The following is a 15,104-nucleotide window of genomic DNA, read 5'->3' as shown; positions in this document are numbered from 1 at the left end:
CCGCCTCGCTGCTGCCCCCGGAGCCGCCGGTACAGTGAAGCCATGCCTGCCCGCGATACCCTGATCCCCGCACTGGACGAGTTGCTGTCACGCGCCCATGTGGTCAGCCTGCCCATGCGGGTGAAGTTCCGCGGCATCATGGAACGCGAATCGCTGCTGCTGCACGGGCCAGCGGGCTGGGGCGAGTTCTGCCCGTTCCCCGAGTATGGCGACGCCGAAGCGTCCCGGTGGCTGGCCGCCGCCATCGAAGCGGGCTGGCAGGGGTTCCCGCCTCCTGTGCGGCACTCCGTCCCGGTCAACGCCACCGTGCCCGCCGTTTCCGCAGACCGCGTTTCTTACGTGCTGGCCCGGTTCGGACGGGTGGACGCCGTCAAGGTCAAGGTGGCCGAGCAGGGGCAGTCCCTGGACGACGACGTTGCCCGCGTAGGTGCCGTCCGCAACGCCTTGCCGGACGCAGCCCTCCGCGTGGATGCCAACGGCGGCTGGGACGTGCCGGGCGCGGTGGAAGCGCTGACCCGGCTGGCGCCGTTTGGGCTGGAGTATGCCGAGCAGCCGGTGCCTTCCATCGAGGGCCTGGCTAAGGTGCGGTCCCGGTTGCGGGAGGCCGGGACGCCGGTGCTGATCGCCGCGGATGAGAGCGTCCGCAAGGAAACCGATCCGCTCAGGGTGGCCCGGGCCGGGGCGGCGGATCTTCTCGTCGTCAAGGTGGCACCGCTTGGGGGAGTGCGGCGCGCCCTGGACATCGTGGCACAGGCCGGACTTCCCGCCGTCGTCAGCTCCGCGCTGGACACCTCCGTCGGCATCCGTGCTGGCCTTGCGCTCGCCGCCGCCCTGCCGGAGCTGCCCTACGCCTGCGGCCTGGGAACCGTGTCGCTGTTCGAATCGGACATCACGCTGGACCCCCTTGTGTCCGACGACGGCGCCATCCGCCTCCGCGACGTCAGCGCCGACGCCGGGCTGCTTGGGCAGTTTGCAGCGTCCGCCGAACGCCGCGACTGGTGGCTGGCCCGGCTCCGCCGCGTCCACGCCCTCCTCAATTCAGCACCCACCCAACCATCGAATGCTCCGTAACTGTCATTTTCAGGTCCCAAAACGGCAGATACTCAGCAATCGATTGAACCCGGGGTCGGGTACCGACACGGCGCAGTAGGGTGGCGTAGGGCGAAGGCGGCGATACGGACAGCCTGGCTCTGCCTCGCGGCCGTCAGCTTGACCATCCCGGTGTTCGGCCCGGTGGTTGCCATGTTCCCGCCCACAGTGGAAATCTTCCTCCCCGCAATGACCACGTTCACCAGGTGGTCATCATCGCGCTGTGGCCAATCGGGCTCCTGCGGCCCGTACGCGCGTTCTTCCCGCCCAATCCATCGATTGCTGAGTATGTGTCGTTCTCAACGCTCAGAACGGCAGATACTCAGCAATCGATGAGGGGTTTGGGGATGTTCCTGCAGGTCACGGGCGGTTCACCGTAACTTCATCCAATTGATGGCTTCCCGTAGGAACCGGCTGGAAGGGTGATCAGGCACCCCAGCGAGATTCCTTGGAAGGTTCCCATGTCTGAAACTGCCCGCAAGTTCACCCTGCTGCCCATGCTCGGCCACACCAAGGGCAAGCGGAGTCCCGTCACCTGCGCGCTCAAGTGTGACAACGCCTGCGCCGGCGATGTCTGCAACACCAGCTCCAACAGCTACTTCCGCGACATCGCCTCTGCCACCCTGTCCCGCCGAGCCGCCCTGGGCATGGGAGCCGCAGGTGCCCTCGCCGTCGTCCTCGGCTCAGCGGTGGGGTCCGCCGAGCCCGCCTCCGCCGCCGGCCTGTCCAAGGCCGCCAAGGAAGGCTTCGGCAACTCCAAGCTGCAGTTCACCGCCATCAAGCCCGTGGACAAGGCCGTAGACGCCTTCAACGTGCCCGAGGGCTTCACCTGGCAGCCGATCATCCGCTGGGGCGATCCGCTGTTCGCCGACTCGCCCGACTTCGACCTGAACAACCAGACTGCAGCAGCCCAGGCCCGCCAGTTCGGCTATAACAACGACTACACGGACATCCTGGAAATTCCGGGCACCAAGGGCCGTCGCGCCGTGCTGTTCACCAACCACGAATACACCAATGAGGGCATCATGGTCCCGGCCGGTTACGACGCCGCGGAAACGCGGGCGATCGGGCGGGCGGCGCACGGCCTGGCCGTCGTCGAGCTCGAGCGCAGGAACACCACCAAACCGTGGAGCTACGTCAAGGGCGCGCCGCTGAATCGCCGCTACCTCTCCGACACCACGTACGAACTGACCGGACCGGTTGCCGGCTCGGCACTGGTCAAGACCGTCGCCGATCCCTCGGGCCGCGCCATCAAGGGCACGTTCGGCAACTGCTCCGGCGGCACCACCCCCTGGGGCACCATCCTCTCCGGCGAGGAAAACTTCAACGGCTACTTCGTCGCCGCCGGCGCCTCTGCCGGTGACAAGCGCTACGGCCTCACCACCAAGCCCACGGCGCGCAAGTGGGAGCTGGACGACCCCCGCTTCGACACCCGCAACCCCGGCTACGAGAACGAGGCGAATCGGTTCGGCTGGATCGTTGAAGTGGACCCGTTCGACCCCACCTCAACCCCCAAGAAGCGCTCCGCCATGGGCCGCTTCAAGCACGAGGGTGCCAACGTCATCGTGGCCGAATCCGGCCACGTGGTGGCCTACATGGGCGACGACGAGAAGTTCGACTACCTCTACAAGTTCATCTCGGCGGATAAATACCGTGAGGGGGACCGGAGGCACAACATGAACCTGCTCTCCGAGGGAGACCTCTACGTTGCCAAGTTCACCGGCAACTCATCTGCCGCGGAAATCACCGGCACCGGTGCGCTTCCCTCCGACGGCGCCTTCGACGGCACCGGCGAATGGCTGCCCCTGGTGGTCGGCGGGAAGTCCGCCGTCCCAGGCATGTCCGTGGAGGAGGTTCTGGTGTACACCCGCCTGGCCGCGGATAAGGTGGGCCCCACCAAGATGGACCGCTGCGAGGACGTCCAGCCCAGCCTGCACACCGGCAAGGTCTACGTGGTCTGCACCAACAACTCGGACCGCGGCACCGGCACCAAGGAAGGCGCCACCGAAGTCAACCCGCGCACGCAGAACCGCGACGGGCATATCGTGGAAATCACCGAAACCGGCGACCAGACTTCCACGAAGTTCAACTGGACGCTCCTGATGGTGTGCGGTGATCCGGCCCAGGGTGACGTCACCTACTTCTCGGGGTACCCGGTGGACAAGGTCTCGCCCATCTCCTGCCCGGACAACGTGGCCTTCGACTCCGTGGGCAACCTCTGGATCTCCACCGACGGCGCCCCCTCCGGCATAGGCTACAACGACGGCCTCTTCAGAGTCACCCTGGACGGTGCCGAGCGCGGAAAGGTGGAGCAGTTCCTGTCCGTCCCGCGCGACGCCGAAACCTGCGGCCCGGTCATCCATGACGACGAGCGCAGCGTGTTCGTCGCCGTGCAGCACCCGGGCGAGGACGGCACCTTCGAGGCGCCCAACTCCCTCTTCCCGGACTACGTCCCGGCAGGTACGACGCCGGCACCCGGCCAGGCGCGCGCCCCGCGTCCCGCAGTGGTCCAGGTGTTCCGCGGCTAACCCCCATCGTTGCTCTATCACTTATGGTCCCTAAGCCGCGGTTTTAGGGACCATAAGTGATAGAGCATCGTGGGTTAGGGCTGGTCGCGAGGGGTGGCAGACTGGTTGGGTGACCTCGCCGAACGAACCTGCCCCGGACACTCCCGCTGAGTTGCAGGAAGATGAGCTGAGCGCGCTGGCCTCCGCGCGGACCGCCGTCGACGTCCTGCTCGACGGCGGCGTGCGGCACGTGGTGGTGTCGCCGGGTTCCCGGTCGGCACCCATGGCATACGCCCTGGCCGAAGCATCCGCTGCCGGCCGCGTGGACCTGATGGTGCGGATCGATGAGCGGTCCGCCGGCTTCACGGCCCTGGGCCTGGCCCTGGCCACCGGTTCGCCGGTGGCCGTGCTCACCACGTCAGGGACCGCCGTCGGGAACCTGATGCCGGCGGTGATGGAGGCCAACCATGCCGCCGTGCCGCTGATCGTCCTCTCCGCGGACCGGCCCGACGAGCTGCGCGGAACCGGCGCCAACCAGACCACCATCCAGCCGGACCTGTTCGGTGAGCAGGTGCGCTTCGCCGTCGACATTCCCGCGGGGACCAACCCCGAGCGTGCGGTCCAGACCGGGCTCTCCGCTGCGACCGGCGCCTTCCCGGACCTGCCGCCGGGCCCGGTCCAGCTGAACCTCGCGTTCCGCGACCCGCTGGTTCCGTCGCAGGGCGAAGGGCTCCCGGAGGCGGTGGAGCGGCAGCGCTACCGGGTGGGCACCGAGCCTTTGGTCATGAACCTGCCGCCGGCGCCGGACAGCCTGCCGGAGCGGCGCACAGTGGTGCTGGCAGGGCACGATGCCGGTCCGGTCGCCGAGGCCTTCGCCCGCGCCCACAACCTGCCGCTGCTGGCCGAGCCATCCTCCAATTCCCGCTTCGGGCCCAACGCCGTGGGCCCGTACCGGCTGCTGCTGGAGCATTTCGGCTCGGGTTCCGCACAGCCCGTGGAGCGTGTGGTGCTGTTCGGCCGGCCCACCCTGTCCCGTCCGGTGGCTGCGCTCCTGGCCCGCGCCGATGTTGAAGCGGCCCTGTACCAGCCGGTTCCGGTGGCCTGGTACGAGCCCGGCCGCCGCACCGAGCTGCCCCTGGAAAACCTGGCGGACCTGGCCTGTTTCGCCGGCCGCGGGACCTCCGCCTGGCTGGACACTTGGCTCCTCGCCGGCTCCGCTGCGCAGCATGCCCTGGATCAGGTAATCTCCGCAGAAGCCGCTGCCACCGGGCCGTCCGTCGCCGCACTGGTCTGGAAGCACGCCCGCGGCCAGCTGCTGCTGGGGTCCTCCAACGGCATCAGAGACGTGGACCTGGCCGGATTGCCCGCGCCTGATCCCGCCGCCACGGTGTACGCAAACCGGGGCCTGGCCGGGATCGACGGCACCGTTTCCACGGCCACCGGCATCGCGCTGGGCGGCCGGCAGGAGACCACCGTGCTGATGGGCGACGTCACGTTCCTGCACGACGCCGGCGGGCTCCTCCTCGGCACGGGGGAAGAACAGCCGGACCTGCGGATCGTGGTCCTGAATGATTCCGGCGGCGCGATCTTCGGGCTCCTGGAACACGGGGGAGTCGAGGAGGGCGGCCGCTACGGAGACGCCGTCGAACGGCTCTTCGCTACCCCGCACTCCGTGGACATCGCGGCACTCGCCGCAGCGTACGGCGTCGGGCATTCACTGGTAAGTACGACGGCGGGACTCGCCGAAGCGCTGGCCCGGCCTGTGCAGGGGCGCAGCATCGTGGAGGTCCGGACGGACCGCCGGCAGCTGCGGCAGCTCCACGCCCGGATCAAGGAAGCCGTGGCCACCGCCGTTACCGGAGTGCTGGCCGGGCAGTAATGCCAAAACAGCGGCCGCCGCGTGAATCCACGCAGCGGCCGCCGGGCAAGTCGCGAAAGCAACCAGGGGTTAGAGCACGCGGCTCAGGAACTCCTTGGTGCGCGCATGCTGGGGGTTGGCGATGATCTCGCGGGGATCGCCGGACTCCACCACCACGCCGCCATCCATGAAGGTCAGGGTGTCGCCCACTTCGCGGGCGAAGCCAATCTCGTGGGTCACCACAATCATGGTCATGCCGGACTTTGCCAGGTCCTTCATCACGTTCAGGACATCGCCCACCAGTTCCGGGTCCAGTGCCGAGGTCGGCTCGTCAAAGAGCATGAGCTCCGGCTCCATGGCCAGGGCCCGGGCGATGGCCACGCGCTGCTGCTGGCCGCCCGAGAGCTGGGACGGGTAGTGGCTGGAACGGTCGCCCAGCCCCACCCGCTCCAGCAGTTCCAGCGCCCGCTTCTTGGCTTCGGCTTTGGACTGGCCCTTCACCTGCACCGGCGCTTCCATGACGTTCTGGAGCGCGGTCTTGTGCGGGAACAGGTTGAACCGCTGGAACACCATGCCGATTTCGCGGCGCTGGGCGGCGATCTCCTTGGTCTTGAGATCGTGGAGCCTGCCATTGACCTCGCGGTAACCAATCAGCTCGCCACCGACGGAAATCCGCCCGGCGCTGATGGTTTCCAGGAGGTTCACGCAGCGCAGCATCGTGGACTTGCCGGAACCGGACGGGCCGATTACCACCGACACCTCGCCCTGGTTGACCGTCATATCGATGCCCCGCAGCACGTGGTGGTGCCCGTAGTACTTGTGGAGGCCTTCGATCGTAACCAGCGGCTCTTCTGCTGTGATCGTCATCGTGCACTCTCCTCGGGGAAGTCCGTCTTCATTGAGTGCTGGGGACCGGCACCAGCACCGGCATCCGCCGCCTTGGCCGCAGCTGGGTTGACTGCTGCCGGGGCCAGGTTGTCCACGCCCTTGCCGTAGTACGCCTCGATGTAGTGCTGGCCCACCATGAGGATGCTGGTGACAAGGAGGTACCAGAACGCCGCAACGATCAGGAGCGGAATCGGGAGGTAGATGCGGTTGGCGAGGGCGTTCGTGGCGAACGTCAGGTCGAGCGTGAACGGAACCGCAAGGACCAGGGAGGTGGTCTTCAGCATGCCGATGGTCTCGTTGCCCGTAGGCGGAACAATGATTCGCATGGCCTGCGGCAGGATGATCCGCCACATGATCTTGCCCTTGGACATACCGAGCGCCTCCGCGGCCTCCTGCTGGCCCTTATCCACCGACTTGAGGCCCGCACGGAAGATTTCCGCCAGGTAGGCGGACTCGTTGAGGCCAAGGCCGAGGATGGCAGGGATCAAACCCTTGCTGGGGTCTGAGAGCGCATAGGTGAAGAGCTCTGGCCCAAACGGGATGCCCAGGGTGATGGCGGGATAGAGGACCGTCACGAGACCCCAAAAAACGAGCTGTGTATAGACAGGAGTTCCTCGGAAGAACCACACCCACACCCAGCTGGTCCAGCGGAACACCGGGTTGTCGGATTGCCGCATAACCGCCAGCAGGATGGCCAGGACGATGGCCAGGACCATCGACGCCACCGTCAGCAGGAGGGTCCAGCCCACGCCCTGGACAACCTTGACGTCCAGGATGTAGGTGCCCACAACGTCCCACCGGAAGTTGGGGTTGGTGAACATGCTCTGCAGGAATGCTGCCACCAATATGAGGATGATGACGGCGCTGATCCAGCGGCCGGGGTGGCGCACCGGCACTGATTTGTTCAGTACCGGTGCTTCCCGGTGTTGATGGTGTTCCATCTGCACACCTGACTTCTCGTCCGTAACGCGAAAACTCAAGACTTAACCGCCGGGTTGACCTCGGACTTGGTGATGGCGCCTTCGGAGTTGCCCCAGCCGTCAAGGATCTTCTTGTAGGAGCCGTCCTCCATCAGCTTGCTGACCGTCTTCTGGATGACGTCGGCCCAGGCGGTGTCCGCCTTGGCCACGGCGATGCCCTGCGGAGCGGAGTCGTAGACGTCGCCCAGCTTCTCCAGCTGGCCGTTGGTCTGGGTCAGCGCGTAACCGATGATGGGGGAGTCCGCGGTCATGGCGTCGATGCTGCCGTTCACCAGTCGGGTGGTGACATCCGTCTGGTTCTTGAGGGTGATGATGTCAATGGGTTTCTTGCCGTCGGCGACGCACTTCTTGTTGCGGTCCGAGAGATCCGGGTCCTCCTGGACGGTACCGGTCTGCACGCCGATGGACTTGCCGCAGACGTCGTCGAGGGAGAACTTCTTCGGGTTGCCCTTCTGGACGGCCCAGGCGGTGCCTGCGTTGAAGTAGCTGACCATGTTCACGGCACCCAGGCGCTCAGGGTTGATGGTGAACGAGGAGATCCCCAGATCGTACTTGGGGCCGAGGGCCGGGAGGATGCCGGTGAACTCTGCGGTCTGGACCTGGACCTTGAGGCCCAGGGTGGCACCGATGGCCTTGGCGATGTCCACGTCGTAGCCCACGGGCGTCTGGCCATCCGGACCGAGGAATTCGGCCGGGGCGTAGCTGGTGTCTGAGCCTACCGTGATGGTGCCTTTGGACTTAATGGTGTCCGGGACCATGGCGGCCAGGGCATCGTCCTTCTTGACGGTGGAGGGATCAAAGCTGGCGCTGGCCTTGCCCGAAGAGGTGGCCGCGCTGGAGGGACCCGTTTCCGAGGCGTTCGTGCATGCTGAGAGGGCCAGGGCGCTGATGGCGATCATGGTTGCAGCGGTCAGCTTGGAAGTGCCCAGGAGGGTACGGGGAGTCTGCATTTCTTACCTTTTGTTGCAGGGGCTATGAGGTACTAACGCGGCTTATAGTGTAACGCTCAACAAGAGAGGTACGTCACACGCAACTAAGTTTCACTATTGGATAACTGTAGCGGGGGCAAAATCAAGCCTTCCAGGAAGAGAGCAGTCTGTCATCCCAGACTCCCTCCCCGGCGGAGGCTCAGCTGCTGATGCCCAGGGACTCCAGCATCGGCCGGAATTTGGCCCACGTCTCCGCGAGCTCGGCTTCCGGTTGGGAGCCATCAACAATGCCGCAGCCGGCATACAGGCGCACGGTCTCCGGCGACTCAATAACGGCGCCCCGCAGCGCAATACCCCACTCGCCGTTGCCGGCCGCGTCCAGCCAGCCCACGGGGCCCGCGTAGGGGCCGCGGTCCAGATGCTCGAGTTTCCGGATCAGTTCGCCCGCCACCAGTGTCGGGGTCCCGCAGACGGCCGCCGTGGGGTGCAGTGCGTTAATGAGGGCCAGGCAGGTGGGCACATGGCCCTCCACCTCGGTCAGTTCCGCCTTGACGTCGGAGGCCAGGTGCCAGACGTTGGGCAGCTCCAGGATGAAGGGCTCATCGTGGGCATTCATGGCCTCCGAGAACGGCGCCAGCTGCTTGGTCAGGGACTGGATGGCAATCTCATGCTCGTGCCGCTGCTTCTCGGACCCGGCCAGCACGCGCGTTGCGTAATCCATGGGCGGGCCGTCCTCGCCGTGCGCGTCGCGGCGGTCAAGGGTGCCGGCCAGCACGCGGGCCTGGGCGGTGCGGCCCTCCACCTGGATCAGCATCTCGGGGGTGGCCCCCACCAGCCCGTCCACGCCATAAGTCCAGCATTCGCGGTACCTCGCGGCGAGTTCGCGCAGCACATCCGCGGCATGTACGCCGGAGGGAATAGTGGCCACCACGTCCCGGGCCAGCACCAGCTTCTCCAGCGCTCCCGTGCGGATCTCGGCAACGCCGGCGGCCACGGCATCCATCCACGCTTCCTCGCCGAGGGAGCCGGTATGCAGGGTTGCTCCGGCAGCCAGGGGGAGGGGCCGCACGACGGCGCCGCCGGCTTTCAAGGGTACGGCACCCAAGGGGGCGTTCCCGGCGGAGTCCGCTGCCGCCGTCGTGCTGTCACCGTCCGAGGCTCCGGGAGCGTCCGAGGCTCCGGGGGCGTCCGCGCCGGCGGAACCACCGCTGAGCCACCGGTCCAGCGCGGCGAGGGCCGTCCCTTCGGTGAGGGGGCCGTCGTCGAACCTCAACTGGGTGAGCCACGCCTGGTTGTCCCGCACGCCCACCAGGATCTCGGGCACGATCAAACGGGACTCATGGGCGGAGGTTTTGGAGAAGGCAAAGGAGCCAAACGCGACGGGGCCGGTGCCCGGCAGTTCCACGGAGTCCGTGACCTCGGCTTCGAGGACCAGGTGCCGCCACCAGATGTCCGCCTCCAGGAACCGGTCCGGCCCGGTGGCGGTGAAGCGCGCAATCTCGCCGAATCCCGCCAGGCCGGCCTCGCGGCGGGACCAGCACAGGACATCGTCCCGGACCAGAAACGACGGCAGCCCCCCGGGGAACGCTTTGCTATCCAGGGGGACTGTCAAGGTGCGGAACGTGCTCGTCATGATGAGACAACACTACTCCCGCGTACTCCATGGCCTCCCCGGCGCCTTGATGCAGCCTTGGTGCAGTCTTGGAGCAGCTTGGGTGCAGCGGGGATGGGCAAATCGGGGCTGGTCAGCACCCCCGGGAACATTTGAGACAATGTCATGGTGAACCGAGCATCCTTGGATAAGCGTCCGGACGAAGTAGCCACGATGTTTGACGACGTCGCACCGAAATACGACGTCGTCAACGATGTCCTCTCCATGGGGCAGACCCGCCGCTGGCGGAAGATCGTGGTGGACGCCATGGAAGTCTCCAAGGGCCAGCGGGTCCTGGATCTTGCCGCCGGAACGGGTACCTCCAGCGAACCGTATGCCGATGCGGGCATAGATGTGGTGGCCTGCGACTTCTCCCTGGGCATGCTCAAGGTGGGGAAGCGCCGCCGCCCGGACATCAACTTTATTGCCGGGGACGCCACCAACCTGCCGTTCGCTGACAACACTTTCGACGCCACCACCATCTCCTTCGGGCTGCGCAACGTGAACGAGCCCAAGAAGGCGCTGCAGGAGATGCTCCGCGTGACCAAACCCGGCGGACGGCTGGTCATCGCCGAGTTCTCCCAGCCCGTGGTTCCGCTGTGGCGCACCATGTACACCGAATACCTGATGCGGGCCCTGCCGGCCATCGCCGTCAAGGTCGCCTCCAACCCGGACGCCTACGTGTACCTGGCCGAATCCATCCGCGCCTGGCCGGACCAGGACCACCTCGCCGCCTGGCTGCAGGAAGCCGGCTGGGAGAACGTCACCTACCGCAACCTCACCGGCGGCATCGTGGCCGTCCACCGTGCCTTCAAGCCCGCCGATTCCTCACCGGACGGTGCCGCTGCCGCCATCGCCGCGCACAAAGGCCCGGTGGCCAAGCTGCGCCGCAACATCGTCCGCTGACCTGTGAAGGTACTGATTGTCGGCGCGGGTCCGGCCGGATCCACCGCCGCGTACTACCTCGCCAAGGCCGGCATTGACGTCACGGTCCTGGAAAAGACGTCCTTTCCACGGGAAAAGGTGTGCGGCGACGGGCTCACCCCCCGCGCCGTCCGCGAGATACAGAAGCTCGGCCTCCCGCATCCGGAGAACGACGGCTGGCGCCGGAACAAGGGCCTGCGCCTGATCGCCGGAGGCCGCACCATCGAACTGCCCTGGCCTGAGGTCTCCGACTTCCCGCAGTACGGGCTGATCCGTACCCGCCTGGGCTTTGACGAGGAACTGGCCCGGCACGCGCAGGCCGCCGGCGCCACCGTCCTCGAGCGGCACAGCGTCACCGAAGCCATACGGAACGACGACGGCCGCGTCACCGGGCTCCGCGCAGCGCTCCTCGACGAGTCCGGACGCAAGACGGGGGAGACGCGTGACTTTAGTGCCGACGTCGTGCTCGCCGCGGACGGAAACTCCACCCGCACCGCCGTGTCCCTCGGCATCCAGAAGCGCGACGACCGCCCGCTCGGCGTCGCCGTCCGCACCTACTTCACCTCCCCGCGCACCGACGACGACTGGATGGAAGGCTGGCTGGAGCTTCCCGGCCGCGACGGCAAGCTACTGCCCGGCTACGGCTGGGTGTTCGGCGTGGGTGACGGCACCTCCAACGTGGGCCTGGGCATCCTGAACTCCTCCAAGGAATTCGGGAAGCTCGACTACAAGCAGGTGCTGCGCGAATGGACCGCCGCCATGCCCGCCGACTGGGGCTTCACGCCGGAGAACCAGGTGGGGGAGATCCGCGGCGCCGCGCTGCCCATGGGTTTCAACCGCACCCCGCACTACTCGCCCGGCTTGCTGCTCCTGGGCGACGCCGGCGGCATGGTCTCCCCGTTCAACGGCGAAGGCATCTCCTACGCTATGGAGTCGGCGCGTTTCGCCGCAGGGTTCATCATCGACGCTTCCTCGCGCTCGATGGCAGCGGGCGGAACGTACGACGCCGACGCGCACCTTTCGCGGTACGCGGACTATGTGCGGGACCAGTGGGGCTCGCACTTCACCCTTGGCCGGGCCTTCGCCGCGCTGATCGGAAAGCCCGCCGTCATGAAACTGGCGCTGCGGACCGGCATGCCCATCCCGGTGCTGATGCGGTTCGTGGTCCGGCTCCTTGCCAACCTTACGGACCCCTCCGCCAAGGGCTTCGAGGACCGGGTGATCCGCGTTTTGGAATCGCTGGTTCCGGCCACAACGAATACATCGCCCACCCCGGCAGTATCCAATCAGCGGTATCCGCAACAAAAAGTTAGGGTTAACCCGTGACCAAATCCGCAGACCACAGTTGGACGCACGCCGGGCACGGCCTGCCGGACTCCGAACCCAGCCTCAACACCACGGCCATCGCCACGGGACTCCAGCTGCCGGCCGGCTTTGCGGCCATCGCGGCGGACGCTGAACTGGGCCCTGCCATCACCAACAACCTGGCCAGGGTGGAGAAGAAGCTCCGCGAGGCCATCGCCAATTCGGATCCCCTGGCTGACGCAACGTCGCGCCATCTGGTGGAAGCCGGTGGCAAGCGCATCCGGCCGCTGCTGACGCTGCTCTGCGCCCACCTCGGTGACGCGTCGCTGCCCGCGGTGGTGCAGGCCGCCGTCGTAGTGGAACTGACGCACCTGGCAACCCTGTACCACGACGACGTCATGGACTCCGCCCCGTTCCGCCGCGGCGCACCCACCGCCCACGAGGTGTGGGGCAACTCCGTGGCCGTCCTCACCGGCGACCTCATATTTGCCCGCGCCTCCATCCTGGTGTCCGAACTTGGCGGGCGTGCCCTGGGAATCCAGGCCCGCACCTTCGAGCGGCTCTGCCTGGGCCAGCTGCACGAGACCGTGGGCCCCCGCCCGGACGAGGATCCGGTGGAGCACTACCTGTCAGTCATCGCGGACAAGACCGGTTCACTGGTGGCGGCCTCCGGCCAGTTCGGTGCCATCTTCTCCGGTGCTGACGAGGCCTTCGAGGACATCCTGGTGGAGTACGGCGAGAAGGTGGGCGTGGCCTTCCAGCTTGCCGACGACGTCATCGATGTCACCGGCGTCAAGGTGAAGTCCGGCAAGTCACCCGGTACCGACCTGCGCGAAGGGGTTCCCACCCTGCCCGTGCTGCTCCTGCGCAAGGCTGCCGCCGAGGGTGACCAGTCCGCCGTCGACCTTTTGACGCTGATCGATGGTGACCTTTCTTCGGACGAAGCCCTGGCCGCCGCCGTGGCCGGGCTTCGTGAGCACCCCGTCACGGCCGAGTCCTGGGTGGTGGCACGCCGGTGGGCCGATGAAGCCATCGCCGCCCTGGCTCCGCTGCCCGAGGGCGTGGTCAAGGAATCGCTGTCCAACTTCGCGCTGGCCGTGGTGGACCGCGCGAGCTGAGCACAAGTTCGTTAGGAGCCCGGTTCCCCTGGTTTTCCCAGGTGGCGCCGGGCTTCTTCTTTTCCTCGATTGCTCCGTACTTGTCGTTTTGACGCGCCATAACGACAAGTACGGAGCAATGGATGGGGTGGGGCGTTAACGGGACGGCCCCGGTCCTCAACAACCGAAGCTGCTGTGAACCGGGGCCATCTCTCCGTTCGCATCAGACCCGCCGGAGGCGTTTAGCGGATCCGTGAATAGCTTATGACAACCTTGTCATAATGCGCAAGTCTTTTGTTACTACTGGTGTCAAAGATTTTTCAGCTGCATCTCTCCTGCCGTTGCGGGGCACGTTGAGGCCCATCTCCTGCTGACAGGACTCGATTCGCGGCGAGTCCGTGTCACAGTGCCCCACGAGGGCGCCTTCTCCACATGGCGCTGCCTGGAACTGTCGCCAGCGGCGGGGTTCAGGTGACTCTGGAGCCATGGATATTGAAGGATTTCTCCGTCATCGGGGAGGCGTGGCCAGAACTTCTTCACTACACCGTGCCGGGTTCACGAGAACGCGTGTGGACAAGGCCCTCGCAGCAGGCCGCGTCGTCCGGGTCCGGCGGGGTGTCTATGGCCTGCCGACTGAAGGCGCCGCGCTCGGTTTGGCGCTGCAGCACAATGCGTTCGTGACCTGCCTCTCCGCTGCCCCGGCCTATCAGCTGTGGACCTTGGAGAAGGCCTGCGTGGTCCACCTAAGTCCCGGGCACAAGAAGACAGTGCCGGGAACCGTAACACACGGCCGGATACTTCACCCTGGCCATCCATGGCTGCCGGTGGCGGGCCTGGCGGACGTCCTCATCCATGCCCTGCGTTGCCTGCCCGAACTGGAAGCGTTAGTCATGGTTCAGTGCGCGGCGCAGCGGGGAGATGTGACAGTGGAATTCCTTCGGCGCAAACTTCCCGGGAACCGCAACGCCCGGGCCCGGGCAGTCCTGGATTACGTGATTCCCCGGGCCGATTCGGTCCTGGAGGTTTTGGCCAACTACCACTTCCGGAGGGCTGGCCTTCATGTACGCCGCCACGTTGAGCTCCAGGGCGTGGGGGAGGTGGACTTCCTGATCGAGGATTGCCTGGTGGTGGAAACCGACGGGGCCAGCCATTTGGAGGCAAAGCAGGTCAAGAAGGACCGCGTCCGCAACAACGCAACGGTGGTTGGCGGACGTCTCTGCCTAAGGTTCGGCTATGCGGAAGTCGTTCATCATCCCGAGCAGATGGTGGCCCAGGTCTTGGCAGTGCTGGAACAGAGTCGGCGGGGATCATTCAGCGTGAGGTGAGCCCTGCCGTCGTGGGGCACATTGGGCCGCGACAACCGCACAATGGGCGCGGATCACGGCGTGTCCGTGTCAAAGTGCCCCAGGACCGCGGCCAGGCAACAAGGGAAGCGGGGGAGGCCCCTACTCTTCCTCTTCGTCCTCGAACGCCCACTCGAACATGTCGAAGACGAACTCGGAGAAGGTGCCTTCCTCGGACTTCCACTGGCCGCGGGCATTGTTGCGGCGGTACACGATGGGATCGGGGACGGTGAGGTCGCCTACTCGGAAGCCCCAGGTAAACGCTTCCTCTTCATCCTCGAGGAACATGAGGAAGCCTTCGTCATCCACCTCGAGCTCTTCGGGATCCCAGAAGTAGTGGTACGCCTCCATCAGGTCCTCGCAGCCGCCCAGGGCCAGGTAGAACTCGCGCAGGACCAGCGGAATCTCGAATTGGTGATCCGCGAGGGCCTTATCCAGTTCCTCCGGGGTCAGGCCGTCCTCTTCCTGCCATTCATCCTCGAGATACTTCGGAACAAGCGCGCGGAACTTCTCGAGGAACATGTCAGTCATGC

The 15,104-nt window shown here is 66.3% G+C and carries 12 protein-coding genes; 7 read left to right on the top strand and 5 right to left on the bottom strand.

Annotation, left to right across the window (positions count from 1 at the left end):
* Nucleotides 1–42 precede the first annotated feature (42 nt).
* The 3 genes from FBY36_RS03495 to menD all read left to right on the top strand — a co-directional run bounded on the left by FBY36_RS03495 (nt 43) and on the right by menD (nt 5,475).
* Nucleotides 43–1,071: an o-succinylbenzoate synthase gene (locus tag FBY36_RS03495; protein ID WP_142117362.1), complete on the top strand. Its 1,029-nt coding sequence runs from the start codon at nt 43–45 to the stop codon at nt 1,069–1,071.
* Nucleotides 1,072–1,550: 479 nt separating this feature from the next.
* Nucleotides 1,551–3,617: a PhoX family protein gene (locus tag FBY36_RS03485; protein WP_142117361.1), complete on the top strand. Its 2,067-nt coding sequence runs from the start codon at nt 1,551–1,553 to the stop codon at nt 3,615–3,617.
* Nucleotides 3,618–3,726: 109 nt separating this feature from the next.
* A complete protein-coding gene (gene menD, locus FBY36_RS03480; RefSeq protein ID WP_142117360.1) occupies nt 3,727–5,475 on the top strand; it encodes a 2-succinyl-5-enolpyruvyl-6-hydroxy-3-cyclohexene-1-carboxylic-acid synthase in 1,749 nt (582 codons plus the stop codon).
* A 69-nt stretch (nt 5,476–5,544) separates the two neighbouring features.
* Here menD and FBY36_RS03475 read toward each other — a convergent pair whose 3' ends face one another.
* From FBY36_RS03475 to FBY36_RS03460, 4 genes are all read right to left on the bottom strand, one after another.
* The gene (locus FBY36_RS03475) at nt 5,545–6,321 is read right to left on the bottom strand and encodes an amino acid ABC transporter ATP-binding protein (protein ID WP_142117359.1); all 777 of its coding nucleotides are present in this window, start codon (nt 6,319–6,321) and stop codon (nt 5,545–5,547) included.
* Nucleotides 6,318–7,283, bottom strand: a complete 966-nt coding sequence (locus FBY36_RS03470; protein ID WP_142117358.1) for an amino acid ABC transporter permease — start codon at nt 7,281–7,283, stop codon at nt 6,318–6,320. Before FBY36_RS03470 ends, FBY36_RS03475 begins: the two co-directional genes overlap by 4 nt.
* 35 nt (nt 7,284–7,318) lie before the next feature.
* Complete coding sequence (locus FBY36_RS03465) at nt 7,319–8,272, bottom strand: ABC transporter substrate-binding protein (RefSeq protein WP_142117357.1); 954 nt, start codon at nt 8,270–8,272, stop codon at nt 7,319–7,321.
* A 178-nt stretch (nt 8,273–8,450) separates the two neighbouring features.
* Nucleotides 8,451–9,884, bottom strand: coding sequence for an isochorismate synthase (locus tag FBY36_RS03460; protein ID WP_142117356.1), 1,434 nt, complete (start codon nt 9,882–9,884; stop codon nt 8,451–8,453).
* A gap of 147 nt (nt 9,885–10,031) precedes the next feature.
* Between FBY36_RS03460 and FBY36_RS03455 the strand changes: the two genes are divergently transcribed.
* From FBY36_RS03455 to FBY36_RS03440, 4 genes are all read left to right on the top strand, one after another.
* Nucleotides 10,032–10,808: a demethylmenaquinone methyltransferase gene (locus FBY36_RS03455; protein WP_235008696.1), complete on the top strand. Its 777-nt coding sequence runs from the start codon at nt 10,032–10,034 to the stop codon at nt 10,806–10,808.
* Nucleotides 10,809–10,811: 3 nt separating this feature from the next.
* Nucleotides 10,812–12,152 (top strand): geranylgeranyl reductase family protein, encoded by a 1,341-nt coding sequence (locus tag FBY36_RS03450; RefSeq protein ID WP_142117354.1) that lies wholly within the window; start codon nt 10,812–10,814, stop codon nt 12,150–12,152.
* Nucleotides 12,149–13,249 (top strand): polyprenyl synthetase family protein, encoded by a 1,101-nt coding sequence (locus tag FBY36_RS03445; RefSeq protein WP_142117353.1) that lies wholly within the window; start codon nt 12,149–12,151, stop codon nt 13,247–13,249. The genes FBY36_RS03450 and FBY36_RS03445 overlap by 4 nt, the downstream gene beginning before the upstream one ends.
* A 464-nt stretch (nt 13,250–13,713) precedes the next feature.
* Nucleotides 13,714–14,553 carry an endonuclease domain-containing protein gene (locus FBY36_RS03440; RefSeq protein WP_142117352.1) on the top strand — a complete coding sequence of 280 codons (840 nt, stop codon included), beginning with the start codon at nt 13,714–13,716 and terminating at the stop codon, nt 14,551–14,553.
* Between the two features lie 120 nt (nt 14,554–14,673).
* Here FBY36_RS03440 and FBY36_RS03435 read toward each other — a convergent pair whose 3' ends face one another.
* On the bottom strand, nt 14,674–15,102 hold the full coding sequence (locus FBY36_RS03435; protein ID WP_142117351.1) for a hypothetical protein: 429 nt from the start codon (nt 15,100–15,102) through the stop codon (nt 14,674–14,676).
* Nucleotides 15,103–15,104: the final 2 nt, after the last annotated feature.

The sequence above is a fragment of the Arthrobacter sp. SLBN-122 genome, assembly GCF_006715165.1.
Taxonomy (GTDB): domain Bacteria; phylum Actinomycetota; class Actinomycetes; order Actinomycetales; family Micrococcaceae; genus Arthrobacter.
The sequence above is the reverse complement of the archived record's forward strand: the minus strand, read 5'-3'. Positions and strand labels throughout refer to the sequence as shown.

What these genes read in the sequence shown, in the direction of transcription:
- FBY36_RS03495 (WP_142117362.1), top strand. Translation starts at nt 43, where the DNA reads ATGCCTGCCCGCGATACCCTGATCCCCGCACTGGACGAGTTGCTGTCA.
- FBY36_RS03485 (WP_142117361.1), top strand. Translation starts at nt 1,551, where the DNA reads ATGTCTGAAACTGCCCGCAAGTTCACCCTGCTGCCCATGCTCGGCCAC.
- FBY36_RS03475 (WP_142117359.1), bottom strand. Translation starts at nt 6,321, where the DNA reads ATGACGATCACAGCAGAAGAGCCGCTGGTTACGATCGAAGGCCTCCAC.
- FBY36_RS03470 (WP_142117358.1), bottom strand. Translation starts at nt 7,283, where the DNA reads ATGGAACACCATCAACACCGGGAAGCACCGGTACTGAACAAATCAGTG.
- FBY36_RS03465 (WP_142117357.1), bottom strand. Translation starts at nt 8,272, where the DNA reads ATGCAGACTCCCCGTACCCTCCTGGGCACTTCCAAGCTGACCGCTGCA.
- FBY36_RS03460 (WP_142117356.1), bottom strand. Translation starts at nt 9,884, where the DNA reads ATGACGAGCACGTTCCGCACCTTGACAGTCCCCCTGGATAGCAAAGCG.
- FBY36_RS03440 (WP_142117352.1), top strand. Translation starts at nt 13,714, where the DNA reads ATGGATATTGAAGGATTTCTCCGTCATCGGGGAGGCGTGGCCAGAACT.
- FBY36_RS03435 (WP_142117351.1), bottom strand. Translation starts at nt 15,102, where the DNA reads ATGACTGACATGTTCCTCGAGAAGTTCCGCGCGCTTGTTCCGAAGTAT.